Below are 18107 nucleotides of genomic sequence, written 5' to 3' on the forward strand. Positions count from 1 at the left end.
CCTAGCAACCGCCAGCGCTGGTGCTGGCTGGCTCAGCCGCGCAGCCAGTTGGCGCAGCGGCGGGTGACCCAGGGCATGATGTAGAACACCACGGGCAGAATGATGAACAGGTTGACGATCAGGTTGCCGAGGATCCCCCAGCCCAGCTGCGGGAAGCGCGCGAACAGCGGCGCCAGCAGTTGCGGCACGATAAGGGTCATCGGGCAGATCACCAGGTAGGTCAGCAGCGCCTGCTTCCAGCGCGGCGGCTGCGGGGCCCGAGTGCTCGGCGGGGTGAACCAGAACTCCGGGTCTTCATGCACCTGGGGGTTGTCGCCGCCTTCGAGCAGCGGCAGCACTTCGCTGACCAGCGCCTGGCGCTCGGCCGAGTTGAGCCAGGCCTGCAGCAGGCTGGCATCGGCGAAGCGCACCACGGTGGTGAAGTGCAGCCCATCGCCATCCGGGCGGATCACGTTGACGTCCAGGTGCCCCGGCTGTTGCCGCGCGGTGCTGACGGTGCGCTTGAGCCAGGCTTCATAGCTCGCCAGCGCCGGGGCGCGGACTTTGTGCTGGATCACCAGCGTCACCACGTTGCGGTTGTCTTGGCCTGAAGTGTTCATCGGCGTTCCTTGGGATGAGCGAGGGGTTGGCGGGCGCTGCCGCGCGTGCCGGGCACCGTTGCGGGTGCCCGGCAGGGCCGCTTACTTGCCGGCGTTGAAGGCGTTGTAGCTGGTGATCAGGTTGCGGTAGTCCGGGATGTGGTTGGAGCACAGCGCGGCCAGGCCTTCGATGTCGTTGCGCCAGTCGCGGTGCAGCTCACAGGCTACGCCGAACCAGGTCATCATCTGCGCACCGGCCTGGGTCATGCGGTTGTGGGCCGCATCGCGGGTCATGGCGTTGAAGGTGCCGGAGGCATCGGCGACCACGAACACTTCGAACTCTTCTTCCAGCGCGGCCAGCGCCGGGAACGCCACGCACACCTCGGTCACGACACCGGCGATGATCAGCTGCTTCTTGCCGGTGGCCTTCACGGCCTTGACGAAGTCTTCGTTGTCCCAGGCATTGATCTGGCCTGGGCGAGCGATGTACGGGGCATCCGGGAACAGCGCTTTGAGCTCGGGCATCAGCGGGCCGTTGGGGCCTTGCTCGAAGCTGGTAGTAAGGATGGTCGGCAGGTTGAAGAACTTGGCCAGGTCGGCCAGGGCCAGCACGTTGTTCTTGAACGCGTCCGGCTCGATGTCGCGAACCAGGGACAGCAGGCCGGCCTGGTGGTCGACCAGCAGCACGGCGGCGTCATCTTTGTTCAGGCGGTTGTATTTGAACGAGGTCATGGCGGTGCTCCTTGAGGTGGTGATTCAGTGTGTGTGTTGGGTGTTTCGCGTTGATGGACACACATTAAAATCATCACCTTTGAAGCGGTAGACTGCGAAAATCGGCCTTAGCGTTCTATTTTGTGAACGATGCCTCGCACCCCTTTTCAAAGACAGCCGCCTGGGCCCCCACACCATCAAGGGAAGTTAAATATTTAACTTCCGCAACTTTGTTTCCACATTGAAATAATTAACCACCACTAGCTTATTCACCTAAACCTTCCGTCACAAGTGCACCCTGTCGACTTGCACCGTTAATTATCGCCCCTATAATGGCCGGCAATTTTCACAACGCGCGATGTGATACATGAGCCACTATTTTCGATTAAAAAATAGCGCCCTTGTGGAGTTTGATCCTGATCAATACACGCTATCGATAAAACCTCTACACACCCCGCCAGAAGAAATAACCCTGGCCCGCGCAGACGCTCGAATACTCGAACTGCTGCTGCTCGAACCCGGGGAAATCTGCTCGCGCGAGGCCATCATGGCCTTCGCCTGGGATGATCGGGTGGTCTCGGCCGGCAGCCTCAACCAGTCCATCTTCACCCTGCGCAACATCCTTGGCGACAGCAAGGACCACGACCTGCTGGTCACCGTGCCGCGCCGTGGCTATCGCTTCAACAGCGATCACCTGCTGTGCCCCGACGACGCTGCCGCCGAGCCGGCCTGCGAGCCAACGCCTGCCCAGGGCCCTGCGAGCACACCCCCACCGGCTCGCAGGCAGCGCCTGAGCAAGCCGCTGCGCCTGGGTTATCTGGCAGTGGCACTGTTTGCGCTGTTTACCCTGTGGCAACTGTATAGCGGTTACAAGCCCACCCATGATCTGCATGTGATAACCATTCTGACCGAAGGTGAACTCTCAATCACCGCCGTCGGCAAAAGCAAACAGGATGTCGACGCACTCAAGGCCGATATCTTGAGTTCGGGTATTACTACCCAGCCGCTATTAGGCGAACTGTTTATCAGCCGTACCGGCTCGCGCACCAATCTTTCCTGCATTCAAAAATCCGGGGACGCCTACAACCTGGAATTTTCCTATCGCGAGGAGCGGCTCATCAGCATGATCAACCAGTGCCTGGGGGTTAAAGATGAATAACGACGCTGCGCCCTGGCGGCATGCACTGATCATCGCGGCGGTTTTCGCGGCCTGCCTGGCTGCGCTGTGCTTCGCCTGGTCCGTGCCCTACGAAAACAGCCAGCCCTATCGCTCCGAAGGCCATCACTTCATGGGCGACGACACCCTGGACTTCAAGGAGCGGCTGACCATCAGCGAACCCAGTGCGGTGATCAGCCTGCTCGAGCGCCTGGGTGACAAGGAACGGCATATCGCCGTGGGCGCGGCCGTGGTGCAAACCTCGCGCTGGCGAATCAAGCTCAAGGTCGAAGATATCCAGGCCAGCAGCGAGCAGCAGTTGTTCAACGTCAGCCGCCATTCCGAACTGCTGTTCTCCCGCCAGTACTTCCGCCTGGGCTCGATGCTCAACCTGGCAATGCTGCCCAGCCGCGGCAACGCGCTGTGCTACTACATCCTCGAACTGGACCGGCTGCGCTGCATGAACGACTGATGACCTGTGGCAAGTGGCGGGTACAAATGACGATTTTTGATTCCTGTTTTCTTCAGCCAACGCGCAGATTGCGCCGAGGTTTGCCGCCTCGATGTGAGGTCAACAGGAGTCACTATGCCGCTCAAGCAACTTTCGATTTTTCTATGCACGCTCACCTTGTTCGGTTGTTCGATGGCGCCCAGCATCGACACCGAAGTCACGCCCAAGGAACAAGCCAACACGGATCTGCAGGTCATCGAGCACGATGACAAGACACTGGCCTGGAAGCGCTCTGCCGCGCCGCTCTCTGCCCAGCATGAGAAGGTCGTGTTCATCAACCTGCCAAAAACCTTCTCGCTCGACAGCCGCGACCCGCGGGTTGCCAAGTTCGACGGCGACGCCGAAAAGCTGCGCCAGCGCTTCCGAGGCCAGCTGGAAAAACAGCTGACCGACGCAGGCTACCGTCTGGTCGACAAGCCCACGGCAAAGTCCCTGTCGCTCAACGTTTCGATTGCCGATATCGAACGTGCCCCGCGTGATCCCAATGTCACCGAATACATCCCCATCGGCATGCTGGTCGGCCTTTCCCTGCATGCCACCGGGGTTCGCGATGAAACCCTGTACCTGTTCCTGAAAAGTGAAGTCAGCGACAGCCAGACCGGCGAAATGCTCGCCCGCGCCCTGGACCGCGTGAGCGGCAAGAACATCGGCCAGTCCAAGACCCCGGTGGTCGAGGACTTCTATCCCGCCCTGGATAGCGCCGCCCAGCAGATTCGGGAACGCCTGGACCGGGAGTTCCAGCCGAGCAAACCGGCCTGACCTGGCCATCCTCCTCCCTACTCAAGCCCTTGGATGACTGATGAAACTCGCAAAACCGCTTGCTGCTGCCCTGTTCATGCTCAGCACCTTCAACGCCTTGGCCGATGACCGCGGCCTTTATGTCGGCGGTGGCCTGACCCGCGTTGAAATCGACGAGCACCAGATCAGCGACGACGACACCGCCTACAAGGCCTTCGTCGGCTACCGCGTGAACCCTTACCTGGCGTTCGAAGGTGCCTGGGTCGACCTGGGGCATTTCGATGGCGACCACGGCAACTTCGATGGCCACTCGGTGCAGGCCACTGCTCACCTGGGCATGCCGATCGGGCAGCGGGTGCGCCTGTTCGGCAGCCTCGGCGTGCATGCCTGGGACGCCGACCACGACATCGCCGGCGACAGCAACGACCTGGACATGACCTACGGCCTGGGTGTCGAGGTGGACGTGCTGCGCAACCTGGGCGTGCGCCTGGAGCAGGAAGTACTCAAGGTCGGCGACATCGACCTGGACCAGACCAGCGCCAGCGTCTACTTCATGTTCTGATGCCCCTGCGGCTCCTGCGCTTGCAGCGAGCCGCACCCTCCCCTTGCAACCGCTGCGCGTCGCGCGCCTGGCCAGTAGTAATTGCAGCCAACCTGCTCTTTACTAGCAACAGCCCTCTGCGACGAGACCCGCATGCTCGCACTCATCCAGCACTACCCCTTGCTGATCGGCTTTGTGCTGATCGCGCTCGACATGCTGCTCTGGCACCTGATCGCGGCTGGCCGGCGGGCGCTGCGCATCGGCCTGCGGGTGGGCCTGTTCCTGCTGTTCACCGGGGTGCTGATCAGTGCCGGCGTCAGCCCATTGCAACCGGCGCCCTGGGCAGAGGATGTGGCGCGCAACCTGCTGGCCACGGTGCTGGGCATCGCCTGGTGGCTGTTCGCCGCGCGCGTGGTGACAGTGGTCACCGGCGTGCTGCTGGTGGCGCGCAGCAGCCACACCGGCCGGCTGCTGCAGGATGTGCTGGGGGCGGTGACCTTCCTGGTCGCCATCGTGGCGGCCGCCGCCTACGTGCTCAACCTGCCGGTCAAAGGCCTGCTGGCCACCTCCGGGGTGATGGCGATCGTCATCGGCCTGGCATTGCAGAGCACCCTCAGCGATGTGTTCTCCGGCATCGTGCTGAACACCACCCGCCCCTACCAGATCGGCGACTCGATCAGCATCGATGGCACCGAGGGCAAGGTCATCGACATCGACTGGCGCGCGACCCGCCTGCTCACCGGCAATGGCAGCCTGGCGGTGATCCCCAACTCGGTGGCGGCCAAGGCCAAGCTGCTCAATTTCAGCCAGCCCAATGATGTGCACGGGGTATCGATCAGCATCGTGGTGCCCGCCAGCGTGCGGCCACGGCGCGTCATCGATGCCCTGGAAAAGACCCTGCAGGGCACCCGCGCGCTGCTGAGCAACCCGCCGCCCAAGGTGGCGATCAAGAGCGCCAGCCTTGAGTCGGTGGAGTACGAGGCCAGCGGTTTCGTGGCCAGCATGGGCCAGAAGCTCGAGGTGCGTAACCACATGTTCGACCTCGCCCACCGCCACCTGGAGGCCAGCGGCGTGATCTGGAATGCCGACACCCAGCCGGCACGCGCCTGGAACCGGCAACGCGCGCTGCTCGAGGATGTGCGGATTTTCCGAGCGCTGAGCAGCGACGAGAAGGACAGCCTGAGCCAGCGCATGACCTCGGTGGAGTACCTGGCAGACCAGGTGATCCTGGGCGTGGGCGACACCTCGGACTACCTGCTGGTGATCGGCACCGGCGTGGTTTCGGCGGCCATCCGCGACGGCGACAAACTGATCGAGGCCGGGCGCATGGGCCCCGGCGAGGTGCTGGGCGTCGAGGGCTTGCTCGATGCTGACCAGTCCAATGCCGAGTTTCGCAGCCTGACCAGTTGCCTGCTGTTTCGCATCGACAAGGAGCAGGTGCGCAGTTGCCTGGAGGAGCGCCAGGAGGTGAAGACTGCGTTGACCAGGCTGCAGCGAACCCGGCAGCAATCGAGCCAGTCATTGCTGGAGCAGAAGCCGGCAGTCATCAAGAAAGGTGGGTTCCTGAGCTGGTTGCACAAATAGCACTGGCCTCATCGCCGGCAAGCCGGCTCCCACAATGGTTCACCACCCATCCCTGTGGGAGCCGGCTTGCCGGCGATGGGGCCAGCGCCTACAACACAACTCTCAAGCATTGCCCCGCGTGATACAGCGAGAACCCGGACTCATAGAACGCCGTGCGCAACGAAGGCGCACTGACGCCCGTCATCGGCGAGAACGGAATCGGCAGGCTGCCCTCCTCCCCCTTGAGCAGGAATTCGGCAAAGGCCCGGCCAATCACCGTGCCGGTGGTATTGCCGCGGCCGTTGTAGCCGGTCACCGCCACCAGCCCCGGCGCCGGTTCGAACAAGCGCATCAGGTGGTCGGGGGTGAAATCGATGCAACCGGTCCAGTGCATCTCCCACTCGACCTTGCCCAGCTCCGGGTAGTAATGGCTCTGGATACGATCGGCCCAGCTGCGCACGAACCACGCAGGCTTGTTGTCGACCCGGCCGAGGCTGCCGAGCAGCAGGCGGCCCTGGTCGTCGCGGCGGATGCTGCTGAGCACGGTGCGGGTGTCCCACGAGCCTTGGCCGTGTGGCAGCACCTTGTCGGCTGCGGCGCCCTGCAGGGGCTTGGACGCCACCTGGTAGTAGTAGCCACGGAAGAACTGCTTCTGCAGGTTGCTCCAGTCGCCTTCGGTGTAGGCGCCGGTGGAGATCACCACCTTGTCGGCGCGCACCGAACCGCGTGCGGTCTTCACCCGCCAGGCGTCGCCGTCGCGCTCAAGGCCCTCGACGGAAGACTGCTGGAACAGCTTGCCACCCAGGCGAGCCACGGCCGAGGCCAGGCCCTGGGTGTAACCCATGGGGTTGATGGTGCCGGCGCGGCGGTCGAGCAGCGCGGCGGAAATCTTGTCGGTACCGCAGTATTCCTGGCATTGGGCGCCGGTCAGCAGCTCGACGTCGGCACCGCGGCGGCGCCACTGTTCATGGCGGGCTTCGAGGTCGGCAATGCCGGTGGCGTTGTGCGCCATGTGCAGGGTGCCTTTGTGCTGGGCCTGACAGTCGATGCCCAGACGCTCGATCATGGCGAAGACTTCGCCCGGGGCATCGCCAAGCACTTTGTTCAGGCGGCTGCCCTGCTTCTGGCCCAGGGTCGCCTCGACGTCGTCGGGGCGGATCCAGGTGCCGGCGTTGACCAGGCCGACGTTGCGTCCGGAGCCGCCGTGGCCGATCTTCCAGGCCTCCAGCAGGATCACCGACTTGCCCTGTTCGAGCAGGTGGATGGCCGCCGACAGGCCGGTGATGCCGCCACCGATCACGCACACATCGGCCTTGTGCTCACCGGCCAGGGCCTGGGCGGCGACGGTCGGTTGGCTGACGTGTTCCCACAAGCATTGTTGACGCAATTCGGACATGGCCGGCTCCAGCATATTGTTCTTGTTGGGGCTGGCGTGCAGCCCATCGCCGGCAAGCCGGCTCCCACAAGGATCGCATGCTCGGCGCGATCACTGTGGGAGCCGGCTTGCCGGCGAACCGGGGGCAGCGCCCCCGGCCATGCAGCATCAGTCGAACACGATACCCTGCGCCAGCGGCAGCTCGCGCGAGTAGTTCACGGTGTTGGTCTGGCGACGCATGTAGCCCTTCCAGGCATCGGAACCCGACTCGCGACCACCGCCGGTTTCCTTCTCGCCACCAAACGCCCCGCCGATCTCGGCACCGCTGGTGCCGATGTTGACGTTGGCAATGCCGCAGTCGCTGCCCGAGGCGCTCTGGAAGCGCTCCGCTTCACGCAGGTCGGTGGTGAAGATGCACGACGACAGGCCTTGCGGCACTTCGTTGTTCAGGCGCAGCGCCTCTTCGAAGTCGTCGTAGGCCAGCACGTAGAGGATCGGTGCGAAGGTTTCATGGCGCACCACGTCGCTTTGCCCCGGCATCTCGGCAATCGCCGGCGACACGTAGTAGGCATTGGGGTACTGGTCGGCCAGCTGGCGCTCGCCACCGAATACCTGGCCGCCCTCGTCGCGGGCCTTGGCCAGGGCGCCTTGCATGGCGTCGAACGACTGCTTGTCGATCAGCGGGCCGACCAGGTTGTCCTTGCGTGGGTCACCGATGCGTACCTTGGCGTAGGCGGCTTTCACCCGGGCAACCACTTCGTCCTTGATCGAACGGTGCACGATCAGCCGGCGCAGGGTGGTGCAACGCTGGCCTGCGGTGCCCACGGCGGAGAACAGGATGCCGCGCACGGCCAGGTCCAGGTCGGCGCTCGGGGCCAGGATCATGGCGTTGTTGCCGCCCAGTTCGAGGATGCTGCGGCCGAAGCGGGCGGCCACGCGTGGGCCGACTTCACGGCCCATGCGGGTGCTGCCGGTGGCGCTGACCAGCGGCACACGCGGGTCGTCGACCAGCGCTTCGCCGGCTTCACGCCCGCCGATCACCAGTTGCGCCAGGCCAGCCGGGGCGTCGCCGAAGGCTTTCAGGGCTTTTTCGAACAGCGCCTGGCAGGCCAGGGCGGTCAGCGGGGTCTTTTCCGACGGTTTCCAGACCACGGCGTTACCGGCCACCAGCGCCAGGGTGGTGTTCCAGGCCCACACCGCCACCGGGAAGTTGAAGGCGCTGATCACGCCGACCACGCCCAGCGGGTGCCAGCTTTCGCGCATGTGGTGGCCAGGGCGCTCGGAGGCGATGGTCAGGCCGTACAGCTGGCGCGACAGGCCGACGGCGAAGTCGCAGATGTCGATCATTTCCTGCACTTCGCCCAGGCCTTCCTGGGTGATCTTGCCGGCTTCGATCGACACCAGCTCGCCGAGCTCGGCCTTGTGTGCGCGCAGCACTTCGCCGAACAGGCGCACCAGCTCGCCACGGCGCGGGGCCGGCACGCTGCGCCAGGCTTCGAAGGCGCTGTGGGCCTGATCGATGCGGGCGGTGGTCTCGGCTTTGCCGAGCAGTTTCACCGAGGCGATCTGGCTGCCGTCGATCGGCGTGTGAACAGGGTAGTCGCCCTGGGTGTATTCCGCGGCGGCAACGCCAAGGCGCTCGAGCAATCCAGCAACCATTTGTGCTTCTCCTACATCGGGTGATGGGGTGGAAAAATGATGTGGATCAGTATTAATCCGATCGCACCGGTGCAACAAACGACCTTTATTCCGCATATCATTCCGTCAGGTAATGATTTGAGCCACTGAGACCGCTATGTCCAAACGCCTGGTGCCCTCCATGACCGCCCTGCAGTGCTTCGAAGCTGCGGCCCGTCACCTGAGTTTTACCCGTGCCGCCGAAGAGCTGCACCTGACCCAGAGCGCCGTCAGCAAACAGGTGGCGCAGCTCGAAGACATGCTGCGCCACCACCTGTTCCTGCGTATCCGCCGGCGCCTGCAACTGACTCCGGCGGGCAGCCTGTACCTGGCCGAGGTCAACAAGATCCTCACCCAGGTGGACATGTCCAGCCGCTACGTACTGACCTACGGCGAGCAGACCGAGATATTGAAGGTAGCCACTCAACCGAGTTTTGGCGTGCGCTGGCTGATCCCGCACCTCAAGGGTTTTGGCAAGCGCCACTCGAACATCCACCTGGACATCCGCAACGAGATGGAGCCGTTCGCCTTGCTGCAGGGCTCGGCGGACGTGGTGTTCTTCTATGGCCAGGGCACCTGGCCGGGGGCTACTTGCATCGAGCTGTTCCGCGAGCAAGTGGTGCCGGTGTGCGCGTCGGAGTTGCTGGGCGGGCGTGAACTGCAGGATGCCGGGGAGCTCGCCGAGCTGGTGCTGCTGCAGAGCACGTCGCGGCCCGAGGCCTGGCACGAGTGGTTCCTGGAGCTGGGGTTGCACAGCGTCAGCGCCTACCACGGGCCGCGCTTCGATACCTTCTACATGGCGCTGAGTGCGGCGCAGGCAGGGTGTGGGGTGGCGCTGGTGCCGCGGTACCTGGTGGCCAAGGAGTTGAGCGAGGGGAGCCTGGTCATTCCCTGGAACCATGCGATGAACAGTGCCGGGGCGCATTACCTGGCGTATGCCGAGCACGCGGCTGAAGTGCCCAAGGTACGGGCGCTCGTGGGGTGGATTCGGGAACAGCTGCAGGGTTGAGCATGCTGGGGCCGCCTTGCGGCCCAATCGCCGGCAAGCCGGCTCCTACAAGGTTCTGTGCAAACCTTGAGGTCGATCAAAAAAGGAATGACACAGCCACTTTTTTTCGCTTGTGGCCATAGTGCATTCCCAGCTTTCATGTAAACGTCCGAACCCAACCAGGAAGCTAGCGATGCCCGCCCACGATTTCGTCAGCCCCGACAGCATCCGCGCGCAGTTCTCTGCCGCCATGTCGCTCATGTACAAACAGGAAGTGCCGCTGTACGGCACGCTGCTGGAGCTGGTGAGCGAAATCAACCAGCAGGTCATGGCCCAGCAGCCCGCCGTGGCCGAGGCCCTGCGCTGGACCGGCGAAATCGAGCGCCTGGACCAGGAGCGCCACGGCGCCATCCGCGTCGGCACCGCCGAGGAGCTGGCCACCATCGCCCGGCTGTTCGCGGTCATGGGCATGCAGCCGGTCGGCTATTACGACTTGAGCTCGGCCGGCGTACCGGTGCATTCCACCGCTTTTCGCGCGGTGCATGAGCAGTCGCTGCACATCAGCCCGTTCCGCGTGTTCACCTCGCTGCTGCGCCTGGAACTGATCGACAACCCGCAACTGCGCGAGCTGGCGCAGAGCATCCTGGCCAAGCGCAAGATCTTCACCCCCCGCGCCCTCGACCTGATTGCCCAGCACGAGCGTGACGGCGGCTTGAACGCCACGGATGCCGCGGCTTTCGTACAAGAGGCGCTGCACACCTTCCGCTGGCACCAGGACGCCACCGTCACCGCCGAGCAGTACCAGCAACTGCACGATCAGCACCGCCTGATCGCCGACGTGGTGGCGTTCAAAGGCCCGCACATCAACCACCTGACCCCGCGCACCCTGGACATCGATGCAATCCAGCGCGGCATGCCGGCCAAGGGCATCCCGCCCAAGGCTGTGGTCGAAGGCCCGCCCACCCGCCGGCACCCGATCCTGTTGCGCCAGACCAGCTTCAAGGCGCTGCAGGAAAAGGTCGCGTTCATCGACCGGCAAGGCAGCGAAGGCAGCCACACCGCGCGCTTCGGCGAGATCGAACAGCGTGGCGCGGCACTCACGCCCAAAGGGCGCCAGCTGTATGACCGCCTGCTCGATGCCACCCGCGCAGCCTTGGGTGGCGTACCTGCCGAGGCCAATGCCGAGCGCTACATGGCGCTGCTGCAGCAGCACTTTGCGCCATTCCCGGATGACCTGGCGCAGATGCGCGAGCAGGGCCTGGCCTACTTCCGCTACTTCGCCACTGAAAAGGGCCTGGCGGCGCGTGACCAGCAAGGCCGCCCGACCACCCTGGCGGGCTTGATCGAGGCAGGCCATGTGCACTTCGAGGCGCTGGTGTATGAAGACTTCCTGCCGGTGAGTGCGGCGGGCATCTTCCAGTCCAACCTGGGTGACGAGGCCCAGGCCGAATACGGCAGCAATGCCAACCGCGAGGCGTTCGAGGCGGCGTTGGGGCTACAGGTGCAGGATGAGCTGGCGCTGTATGCGCAGAGCGAGCAGCGGTCGCTGCAGGCTTGTGGCCAGGCGTTGAACCTCCAATTGGTGTAAGGCTCAGGATCGCTGGGGGCGCTTTGCGCCCCATTCGCGGGCAAGCCCGCTCCCACAGGGTCACCACAGTTCTTGATTTTTGCGCTGTACCTGTGGGAGCCGGCTTGCCGGCGATAGGGCCCGTTCAGGCAATCAAAGGGCCGGCAGGATTTGCACATCCGGCAGGTTCATCGCCGCCGCCTCTTCCTGCAAGAACGCACTCAAGCGCCGCAAGCGCTCGCCCCCCGGCCTTGTGCGCGGCCACACCAGGTAGTAGTCCATGCCGCTGGGCACCGCGGTCGGCCAAGGCAGGCTCAGGCGCCCTTGCGCCACATCCTCGGCCACCATCAGCAGGTCGCCCATGGAGATCCCGTAGCCACGGGCCGCAGCGATCATGCCCAGCTCCAGGGTGTCGAACACCTGCCCGCCCTTGAGCGACACCTTGTCGGCCAGGCCCATGCGCTCCAGCCATTCCCGCCAGTCGCGTTTGTCGGGCGTGGGGTGCAGCAGCTCGATGCCGGCCAGCCGGCGCACGTCCAGCGGGCCGTCCTCGAGCAGGTCCGGGGCGCCCACCGGGATCAGCAGCTCGGCAAACAGCGGGCGCACCTCCCACTCCGGCGGAAATACGCCATCGCTAAGCAGCACCGCACAGTCGAACGGCTCCTGGTTGAAGTCGACGTGGTCGACGTCCATCCAGGCGCTGGTCAGTTGCACCTCGTTGCCCGGCTGCAAGTGGCGGAAATGGCTCAACCGCGCCAGCAACCAGCGCATGGTCAAGGTCGAGGGGGCCTTCATGCGCAGGATGTCATCTTCACCGCGCAAGGTATCGCAGGCGCGCTCCAGCGCGGCGAAGCCTTCGCGCACACCGGGCAGCAGCACCCGGGCGGCCTCGGTCAGCTGCAGGCTGCGGCCGCTGCGCACGAACAGGCGGCAGGCGAAGTGGTCCTCGAGGGTGCGGATGTGCCGGCTGACCGCGCTCTGGGTAATCGACAACGCTTCACCGGCACGGGTGAACGAGCTCAGCCGAGCGGCCGCTTCGAATGCGCGCAGCGCATACAGCGGAGGGAGCTGACGGGACATGGGGTACCTGGTATTCGGGGGCAAGATGGGAAAAGCCGGAATCATATATGCATGAGTCCAACTCATGCCAACCATCGCTATTATCCTTTTGTACAAAGCTGACCAAAGCTTCAGAATCCACCCTCGCTCACCGAGTCAGTCACAAGGACACCCCCATGCACGTCGCGCCCACCACAGAACTCAAGGCTTTGCTGCGCCTGGCCGGGCCGCTGATCGCCTCGCAGTTGGCGCACATGCTGATGGTGCTCACCGACACCCTGATGATGGCCCGCATCAGCCCGCAGGCCCTGGCCGGCGGCGGCCTGGGCGCGGCGGGCTATTCGTTCGTGTCGATCTTCTGCCTCGGCGTGATCGCCGCGGTCGGCACGCTGGTGGCCATCCGCAAGGGCGCCAACGACATCGAGGGCGCCACCCGCCTGGCGCAGAACGGCCTGTGGCTGGCCTGGGGCCTGGCGGTGCTGGCCGCGCTGGTGCTGTGGAACCTCAAACCGGTGTTGCTGCTGTTCGGCCAGCAGCCGGAAAACGTCGACTCCGCTGCCCAGTTCCTCACCTTGCTGCCGCTGGCGCTGCCCGGCTACCTGACGTTCATGGCCCTGCGCGGCTTCACCAGCGCCCTGGGCCGCTCGACCCCGGTGATGGTCATCAGCCTGGTCGGCACGGTGCTCAACTACCTGTTCAACCACGCGCTGATCGAGGGCATGTTCGGCCTGCCCAAGCTCGGGCTGATGGGCATCGGCATGGTCACTGCGGTGGTGTCGATGGGCATGGCCATCGCCCTGGCGCTGTACATCCGCTGGCACCCGGCCTACGACGCCTACCCGCTGCGCAAGGGCCTGTCGCGCCCTTCCCTGCCGGCGTTGCGCGAGCTGTGGCGCCTGGGCCTGCCGATTGGTGGCACCTACATGGTGGAGGTCGGCCTGTTCGCCTTCGCCGCCCTGTGCATGGGCGTGCTCGGCAGCACCGAACTGGGCGCCCACCAGATCGCCCTGCAGATCGTCTCCACCGCGTTCATGGTGCCGACCGGCCTTTCGTATGCGGTGACCATGCGCGTGGGCCTGTACTTCGGCGCCGGCAACCTGCTGGCGGCGCGCAGTGCCGGGCGGGTCGGGATCGGCTTTGGCGCCAGCATCATGTTTGGCTTCGCTGCGCTGTTCTGGCTGCTGCCGGAGGCGCTGGTGGGGCTGTTCATCGACCGCCACGACCCGGCGTTCGCGGCGATCTTCCAGCTGGCGGTGCAGCTGCTGATGGTGGCGGCGTGGTTCGAGCTGTTCGATGGCGTGCAGACCATTGCCATGGGCTCGATCCGTGGGCTGAAGGATGCCAAGACCACCTTCCTGATCGGCCTGTGCTGCTACTGGCTGGTCGGGGCACCGAGTGCGTGGCTGTTCACCTTTACCCTGGGCGGCGGTGCTGTGGGGGTCTGGTGGGGGCTGGCACTGGGGCTGGCGTGCGCTTCGGTGGCGCTGACCCTGGGCTTTGAGTGGCGGATGAAGCGGATGCTGGGCAAGGCCAAGGTTGCGGATGAGGCAGCTGTTTCGGCCTGACTTGGGGCCCCTGTCGCCGGCAAGGGCTGCTGTGGGAGCCGGCTTGCCGGCGATGAGGCCCTAGAGGACGCTTGCGAGCTTGGGCCCTGCCACCTGCTGCAGGTATGCCACCAACTCTCCCACCGGCAGCGGCTTGCTGACCAGAAAGCCCTGCACCTGATCGCAGCCAAAGCCGCGCAGCAAGGCCATCTGCTCCTCACTCTCGACACCTTCGGCCACCACCTCGAGGTTGAGGTTGTGCGCCAGGTTGATCATGGCATGCACCAGCTTGCGGTTTTCCTCGCGCATTTCCATTTCGGCGACGAAGCTGCGGTCCACCTTGAGCAGGGTGATCGGCAGGCTGTTCAGGTGCACGAACGAAGAGAAGCCGGTGCCGAAATCATCCAGCGAGAAGCGCACGCCCAGGCGCCCCAAGGCGTCCATGGTCTGGCGCACCAGCTCGTTGCGGCGCATCACGGCGGTTTCGGTCAGCTCGAATTCCAGCCAGCGGGCGTCGACGCCGTGCTCGATGATCAGCCGGCTCAAGGTGGCCAGCAGCTGGCTGTCCTGGAACTGGCGAAAGCTCAGGTTCACCGCCATGTGCAGGGGCCCCAGCCCGCTTTCGCGCAGGGCCTGCATGTCGCGCAGGGCGCGCGAGATGACCCAGTAGCCCAGCGGCACGATCAGCCCGCTCTGTTCGGCCAGCGGCACGAATTCGCTCGGCGGCAGCAGCCCGCGCTCGGCATGGCGCCAGCGCACCAGCGCCTCCAGGCCGACGATGCGCCCATCGGCGAGGTTCAGCCGCGGTTGGTAGTGCAGCTCCAGCTCGTCGCGGCGCAAGGCCCGGCGCAGTTCGCTTTCCAGGTCCGCCAGGCTGCGGGCGTTGCGGTTGATCCGCTCGTTGAACACATGGAAGTTGCAGCCCTGGCTGCTCTTGGCCTGACGCATGGCGATGTGCGCGTGCCACATCAGCGGGTCGGCGCCGCCCTGGGCGCGGGCATGGGCGATGCCCAGGCTGCAGCCGAGCAACAGGCTTTCGCCATCGATCCAGTACGGTTCGGCCAGGGCCTCGACGATGCGTTCGGCGATCCACTCGGCGCGGTTGGCATCGCGGCGGGTGTCGATCAGCAAGGCGAACTCGTCACTGCCCAGGCGCGCCAGCTGGTCGCCCGCTTCCAGTTGCAGCTTGAGCCGCGACACCACCTGCAGGATCAGGCGGTCGCCGCCCTGGTGGCCGAGGGCGTCATTGACGTGGCGGAAGTTGTCCAGGTCCAGGTGGCCAAGGGCAACGCCGCGGCCTTCGTTCTCGGCCAGGCGCGCGGTGAGCAAGGCCTGGAAGCCCTGGCGGTTGGCGATACCGGTGAGGGGGTCCTGCTCGGCCAGACGCTGCAAGGTGGCCACCAGCACGCCGCGCTCGCGCACGTGGCGCAGGCAGCGGCGCAGGGCGTCGGCATTGAGCTGGCCCAGCACCAGCCAGTCGCTGACGCCGGTTGGTGGCACCGCTGGCTCATGGTCGAGCAAAAGGATGGTCGGCAAGTCGCAACGCCCCGGCGCCGGCTGCAGGGCCGGGGTCGCCAGGATCACCGCCTGGCGGTCGTGGCTGAACAGGCTATCGACCGCGGCCCAGTTCGGTGCGGTCAGCAATACCGCCGTGTCGCCCAGCGGCAACAGGCACTCGCGCAGCAAGGCAGCCCATTCCGGCTCATCAGCCAACAACAGCAAACGCAGAGGTTCGACAGGCGTGGACAAGCGGGCTCCTTAGGGCTTGAACGGTGACACGGGGGAGGTCGGCTATGCTACTGCATAAATGAAAATGATTTTCACTTTTAGACATATCCCTGCCCACAGCGTACCGACGCATTTTGACGTGCATCCTGCGCGAAAGTCGCGAAACCGGCAAATCCGATTTTTTCCATGAATAGCATTAGTCTGGCTAATGCTATGCGTCGATAAAACGTTGACTCAGACGTCAGACGGTCGCGCCACAACCGCCCCATGCCTGTTAGAATGCGCGGCTATTTTCTGGCGACCCCCGGTTTCTAGCATGTCCCGACTCAATCCCAGGCAACAGGAAGCCCGTGACTACGTCGGCGGCCCTCTTTTGGTGCTCGCCGGTGCAGGCTCCGGCAAGACCAGCGTGATCACGCGCAAGATTGCCCACCTCATCCAGAACTGCGGCATCCGCGCCCAGTACATCGTGGCGATGACCTTCACCAACAAGGCCGCGCGCGAGATGAAGGAGCGGGTCGGCACCCTGCTGCGCCCGGGGGAAGGCCGGGGCCTCACGGTGTGCACCTTCCACAACCTGGGCCTGAACATCATCCGCAAGGAGCACGACAAGCTGGGCTACAAGCCGGGCTTCTCGATCTTCGACGAGTCCGACATCAAGGCGCTGCTGTCGGACATCATGCAGAAGGAATACTCCGGCGACGACGGCATCGACGAGATCAAGAACATGATCGGTGCCTGGAAGAACGACCTGATCCTCCCCGCCGAAGCCCTGGAAAAAGCCCGCAACCCGCGCGAGCAGACCGCCGCCATCGTCTACACCCACTACCAGCGCACGCTCAAGGCGTTCAACGCGGTGGACTTCGACGACCTGATCCTGCAGCCGGTCAAGCTGTTCCAGGAGCACCCCGAGGTGCTCGAGCGCTGGCAGAACCGCGTGCGCTACCTGCTGGTGGACGAATACCAGGACACCAACGCCAGCCAGTACCTGCTGGTGAAGATGCTGATCGGCATGCGCAACCAGTTCACCGTGGTGGGCGACGACGACCAGTCGATCTACGCCTGGCGTGGCGCCCGCCCGGAAAACCTCATGCTGCTCAAGGAGGACTACCCCTCCCTGAAGATCGTCATGCTCGAGCAGAACTACCGCTCCACCAGCCGCATCCTGCGCTGCGCCAACGTGTTGATCGCCAACAACCCGCACGCGTTCGAGAAACAGCTGTGGAGCGAGATGGGCGTGGGCGACGAGATCCGCGTGATCCGCTGCAAGAACGAGGAAGCCGAGGCCGAGCGCGTGGCCATGGAAATCCTCACCCTGCACCTGCGCACCAACCGCCCGTACAGCGACTTCGCCATCCTCTACCGCGGCAACTACCAGGCCAAGCTGATCGAACTGAAGCTGCAGCACCACCAGGTGCCCTATCGCCTGTCCGGCGGCAACAGCTTCTTCGGCCGCCAGGAGGTCAAGGACCTCATGGCCTACCTGCGCCTGCTGGTGAACCCCGATGACGACAACGCCTACCTGCGGGTGATCAACGTGCCGCGCCGCGAAATCGGCTCGACCACCCTGGAAAAGCTCGGCAACTACGCCACCGAGCGCGGCATCTCGATGTACGCCGCCAGCGAGGAAATGGGCCTGGGTGAACACCTGGACGCCCGCTACACCGAGCGCCTGCAGCGCTTCAAGCACTGGCTCGACGGGGTGCGCCACAAGGTCGCCCTGGAAGACCCGATCGCCGCGCTGCACGAGATGATCCGCGACATCGACTACGAAAACTGGATCCGCCAGCAGACCGCCAGCGACAAGGCGGCGGAGTTTCGCATCAGCAACGTCTGGTTCCTGGTCGAAGCACTGAAGAACACCCTCGAGAAGGATGAAGAGGGTGACATGACCATCGAGGACGCCATCGGCAAGCTGGTGTTGCGTGACATGCTCGAGCGTCAGCAGGAAGAGGAAGAAAACGCCGAAGGCGTGCAGATGATGACCCTGCATGCCTCCAAGGGCCTGGAATTCCCCTACGTGTTCATCATGGGCATGGAGGAGGAAATCCTCCCCCACCGCTCGAGCATCGAGGCCGACACCATCGAAGAGGAACGCCGCCTGGCCTACGTGGGCATCACCCGCGCGCGCCAGACCCTGGCCTTCACCTTCGCGGCCAAGCGCAAGCAGTACGGCGAAATCATCGACTGCACGCCCAGCCGGTTCCTCGACGAACTGCCGCCGGACGACCTGGCCTGGGAAGGCCTGGACGATGCGCCAGTGGAAGTGAAAGCCGCGCGCGGCAACAACGCCCTGGCCGATATCCGGGCAATGCTCAAACGCTGATCAACCATTACTCTTTAACTTTGCCGCTATTTGCGGCCACCTTTG

Annotated in this window: 15 protein-coding genes; 9 read left to right on the forward strand and 6 right to left on the reverse strand. The window is 64.6% G+C overall.

Features of this window, described 5'->3' with window-relative positions:
• Positions 1-32 precede the first annotated feature (32 nt).
• Positions 33-599 (reverse strand): antibiotic biosynthesis monooxygenase, encoded by a 567-nt coding sequence (locus tag L6D75_RS03485; protein ID WP_176511363.1) that lies wholly within the window; start codon positions 597-599, stop codon positions 33-35.
• Positions 600-680: 81 nt separating this feature from the next.
• Positions 681-1310, reverse strand: coding sequence for an isochorismate family cysteine hydrolase YcaC (ycaC, locus tag L6D75_RS03490; RefSeq protein ID WP_176511362.1), 630 nt, complete (start codon positions 1308-1310; stop codon positions 681-683).
• A gap of 346 nt (positions 1311-1656) precedes the next feature.
• On the opposite strand from ycaC, the gene L6D75_RS03495 reads away from it, so the two are divergent.
• The 5 genes from L6D75_RS03495 to L6D75_RS03515 all read left to right on the forward strand — a co-directional run bounded on the left by L6D75_RS03495 (position 1657) and on the right by L6D75_RS03515 (position 5819).
• Complete coding sequence (locus tag L6D75_RS03495) at positions 1657-2448, forward strand: winged helix-turn-helix domain-containing protein (RefSeq protein WP_176511361.1); 792 nt, start codon at positions 1657-1659, stop codon at positions 2446-2448.
• Complete coding sequence (locus L6D75_RS03500; protein ID WP_236193420.1) at positions 2441-2917, forward strand: hypothetical protein; 477 nt, start codon at positions 2441-2443, stop codon at positions 2915-2917. The genes L6D75_RS03495 and L6D75_RS03500 overlap by 8 nt, the downstream gene beginning before the upstream one ends.
• A gap of 114 nt (positions 2918-3031) precedes the next feature.
• Complete coding sequence (locus tag L6D75_RS03505; protein WP_176511360.1) at positions 3032-3715, forward strand: DUF3313 domain-containing protein; 684 nt, start codon at positions 3032-3034, stop codon at positions 3713-3715.
• A 40-nt stretch (positions 3716-3755) separates the two neighbouring features.
• Positions 3756-4256, forward strand: a complete 501-nt coding sequence (locus L6D75_RS03510; RefSeq protein ID WP_176511359.1) for an outer membrane beta-barrel protein — start codon at positions 3756-3758, stop codon at positions 4254-4256.
• Between the two features lie 132 nt (positions 4257-4388).
• The gene (locus L6D75_RS03515) at positions 4389-5819 is read left to right on the forward strand and encodes a mechanosensitive ion channel family protein (protein ID WP_176511358.1); all 1431 of its coding nucleotides are present in this window, start codon (positions 4389-4391) and stop codon (positions 5817-5819) included.
• 88 nt (positions 5820-5907) lie between these two features.
• Here the strand turns inward: L6D75_RS03515 and amaA are convergent, their stop codons facing one another.
• Positions 5908-7194 (reverse strand): L-pipecolate oxidase, encoded by a 1287-nt coding sequence (gene amaA / locus L6D75_RS03520; RefSeq protein ID WP_176511357.1) that lies wholly within the window; start codon positions 7192-7194, stop codon positions 5908-5910.
• 147 nt (positions 7195-7341) lie between these two features.
• Complete coding sequence (amaB, locus tag L6D75_RS03525; protein WP_176511356.1) at positions 7342-8832, reverse strand: L-piperidine-6-carboxylate dehydrogenase; 1491 nt, start codon at positions 8830-8832, stop codon at positions 7342-7344.
• A gap of 136 nt (positions 8833-8968) precedes the next feature.
• Between amaB and L6D75_RS03530 the strand changes: the two genes are divergently transcribed.
• Positions 8969-9859, forward strand: a complete 891-nt coding sequence (locus tag L6D75_RS03530) for a LysR family transcriptional regulator (RefSeq protein ID WP_176511355.1) — start codon at positions 8969-8971, stop codon at positions 9857-9859.
• Positions 9860-10031: 172 nt separating this feature from the next.
• The gene (gene hglS / locus L6D75_RS03535; protein ID WP_176511354.1) at positions 10032-11426 is read left to right on the forward strand and encodes a 2-oxoadipate dioxygenase/decarboxylase HglS; all 1395 of its coding nucleotides are present in this window, start codon (positions 10032-10034) and stop codon (positions 11424-11426) included.
• 132 nt (positions 11427-11558) lie between these two features.
• Here the strand turns inward: hglS and L6D75_RS03540 are convergent, their stop codons facing one another.
• The gene (locus L6D75_RS03540) at positions 11559-12485 is read right to left on the reverse strand and encodes a LysR substrate-binding domain-containing protein (protein WP_176511353.1); all 927 of its coding nucleotides are present in this window, start codon (positions 12483-12485) and stop codon (positions 11559-11561) included.
• 155 nt (positions 12486-12640) lie between these two features.
• Between L6D75_RS03540 and L6D75_RS03545 the strand changes: the two genes are divergently transcribed.
• Positions 12641-14029, forward strand: a complete 1389-nt coding sequence (locus L6D75_RS03545; protein WP_176511352.1) for a NorM family multidrug efflux MATE transporter — start codon at positions 12641-12643, stop codon at positions 14027-14029.
• Positions 14030-14089: 60 nt separating this feature from the next.
• On the opposite strand, the gene L6D75_RS03550 is transcribed toward L6D75_RS03545, so the two are convergent.
• Positions 14090-15757 (reverse strand): putative bifunctional diguanylate cyclase/phosphodiesterase, encoded by a 1668-nt coding sequence (locus L6D75_RS03550; RefSeq protein ID WP_176511351.1) that lies wholly within the window; start codon positions 15755-15757, stop codon positions 14090-14092.
• Positions 15758-16052: 295 nt separating this feature from the next.
• Here L6D75_RS03550 and rep point away from each other — a divergent pair, with 295 nt between their 5' ends.
• Positions 16053-18062 (forward strand): DNA helicase Rep, encoded by a 2010-nt coding sequence (rep, locus tag L6D75_RS03555; protein ID WP_176511350.1) that lies wholly within the window; start codon positions 16053-16055, stop codon positions 18060-18062.
• Positions 18063-18107 lie beyond the last annotated feature (45 nt).

It is taken from the genome of Pseudomonas faucium, from assembly GCF_021602585.1.
Lineage (GTDB): Bacteria > Pseudomonadota > Gammaproteobacteria > Pseudomonadales > Pseudomonadaceae > Aquipseudomonas > Aquipseudomonas faucium.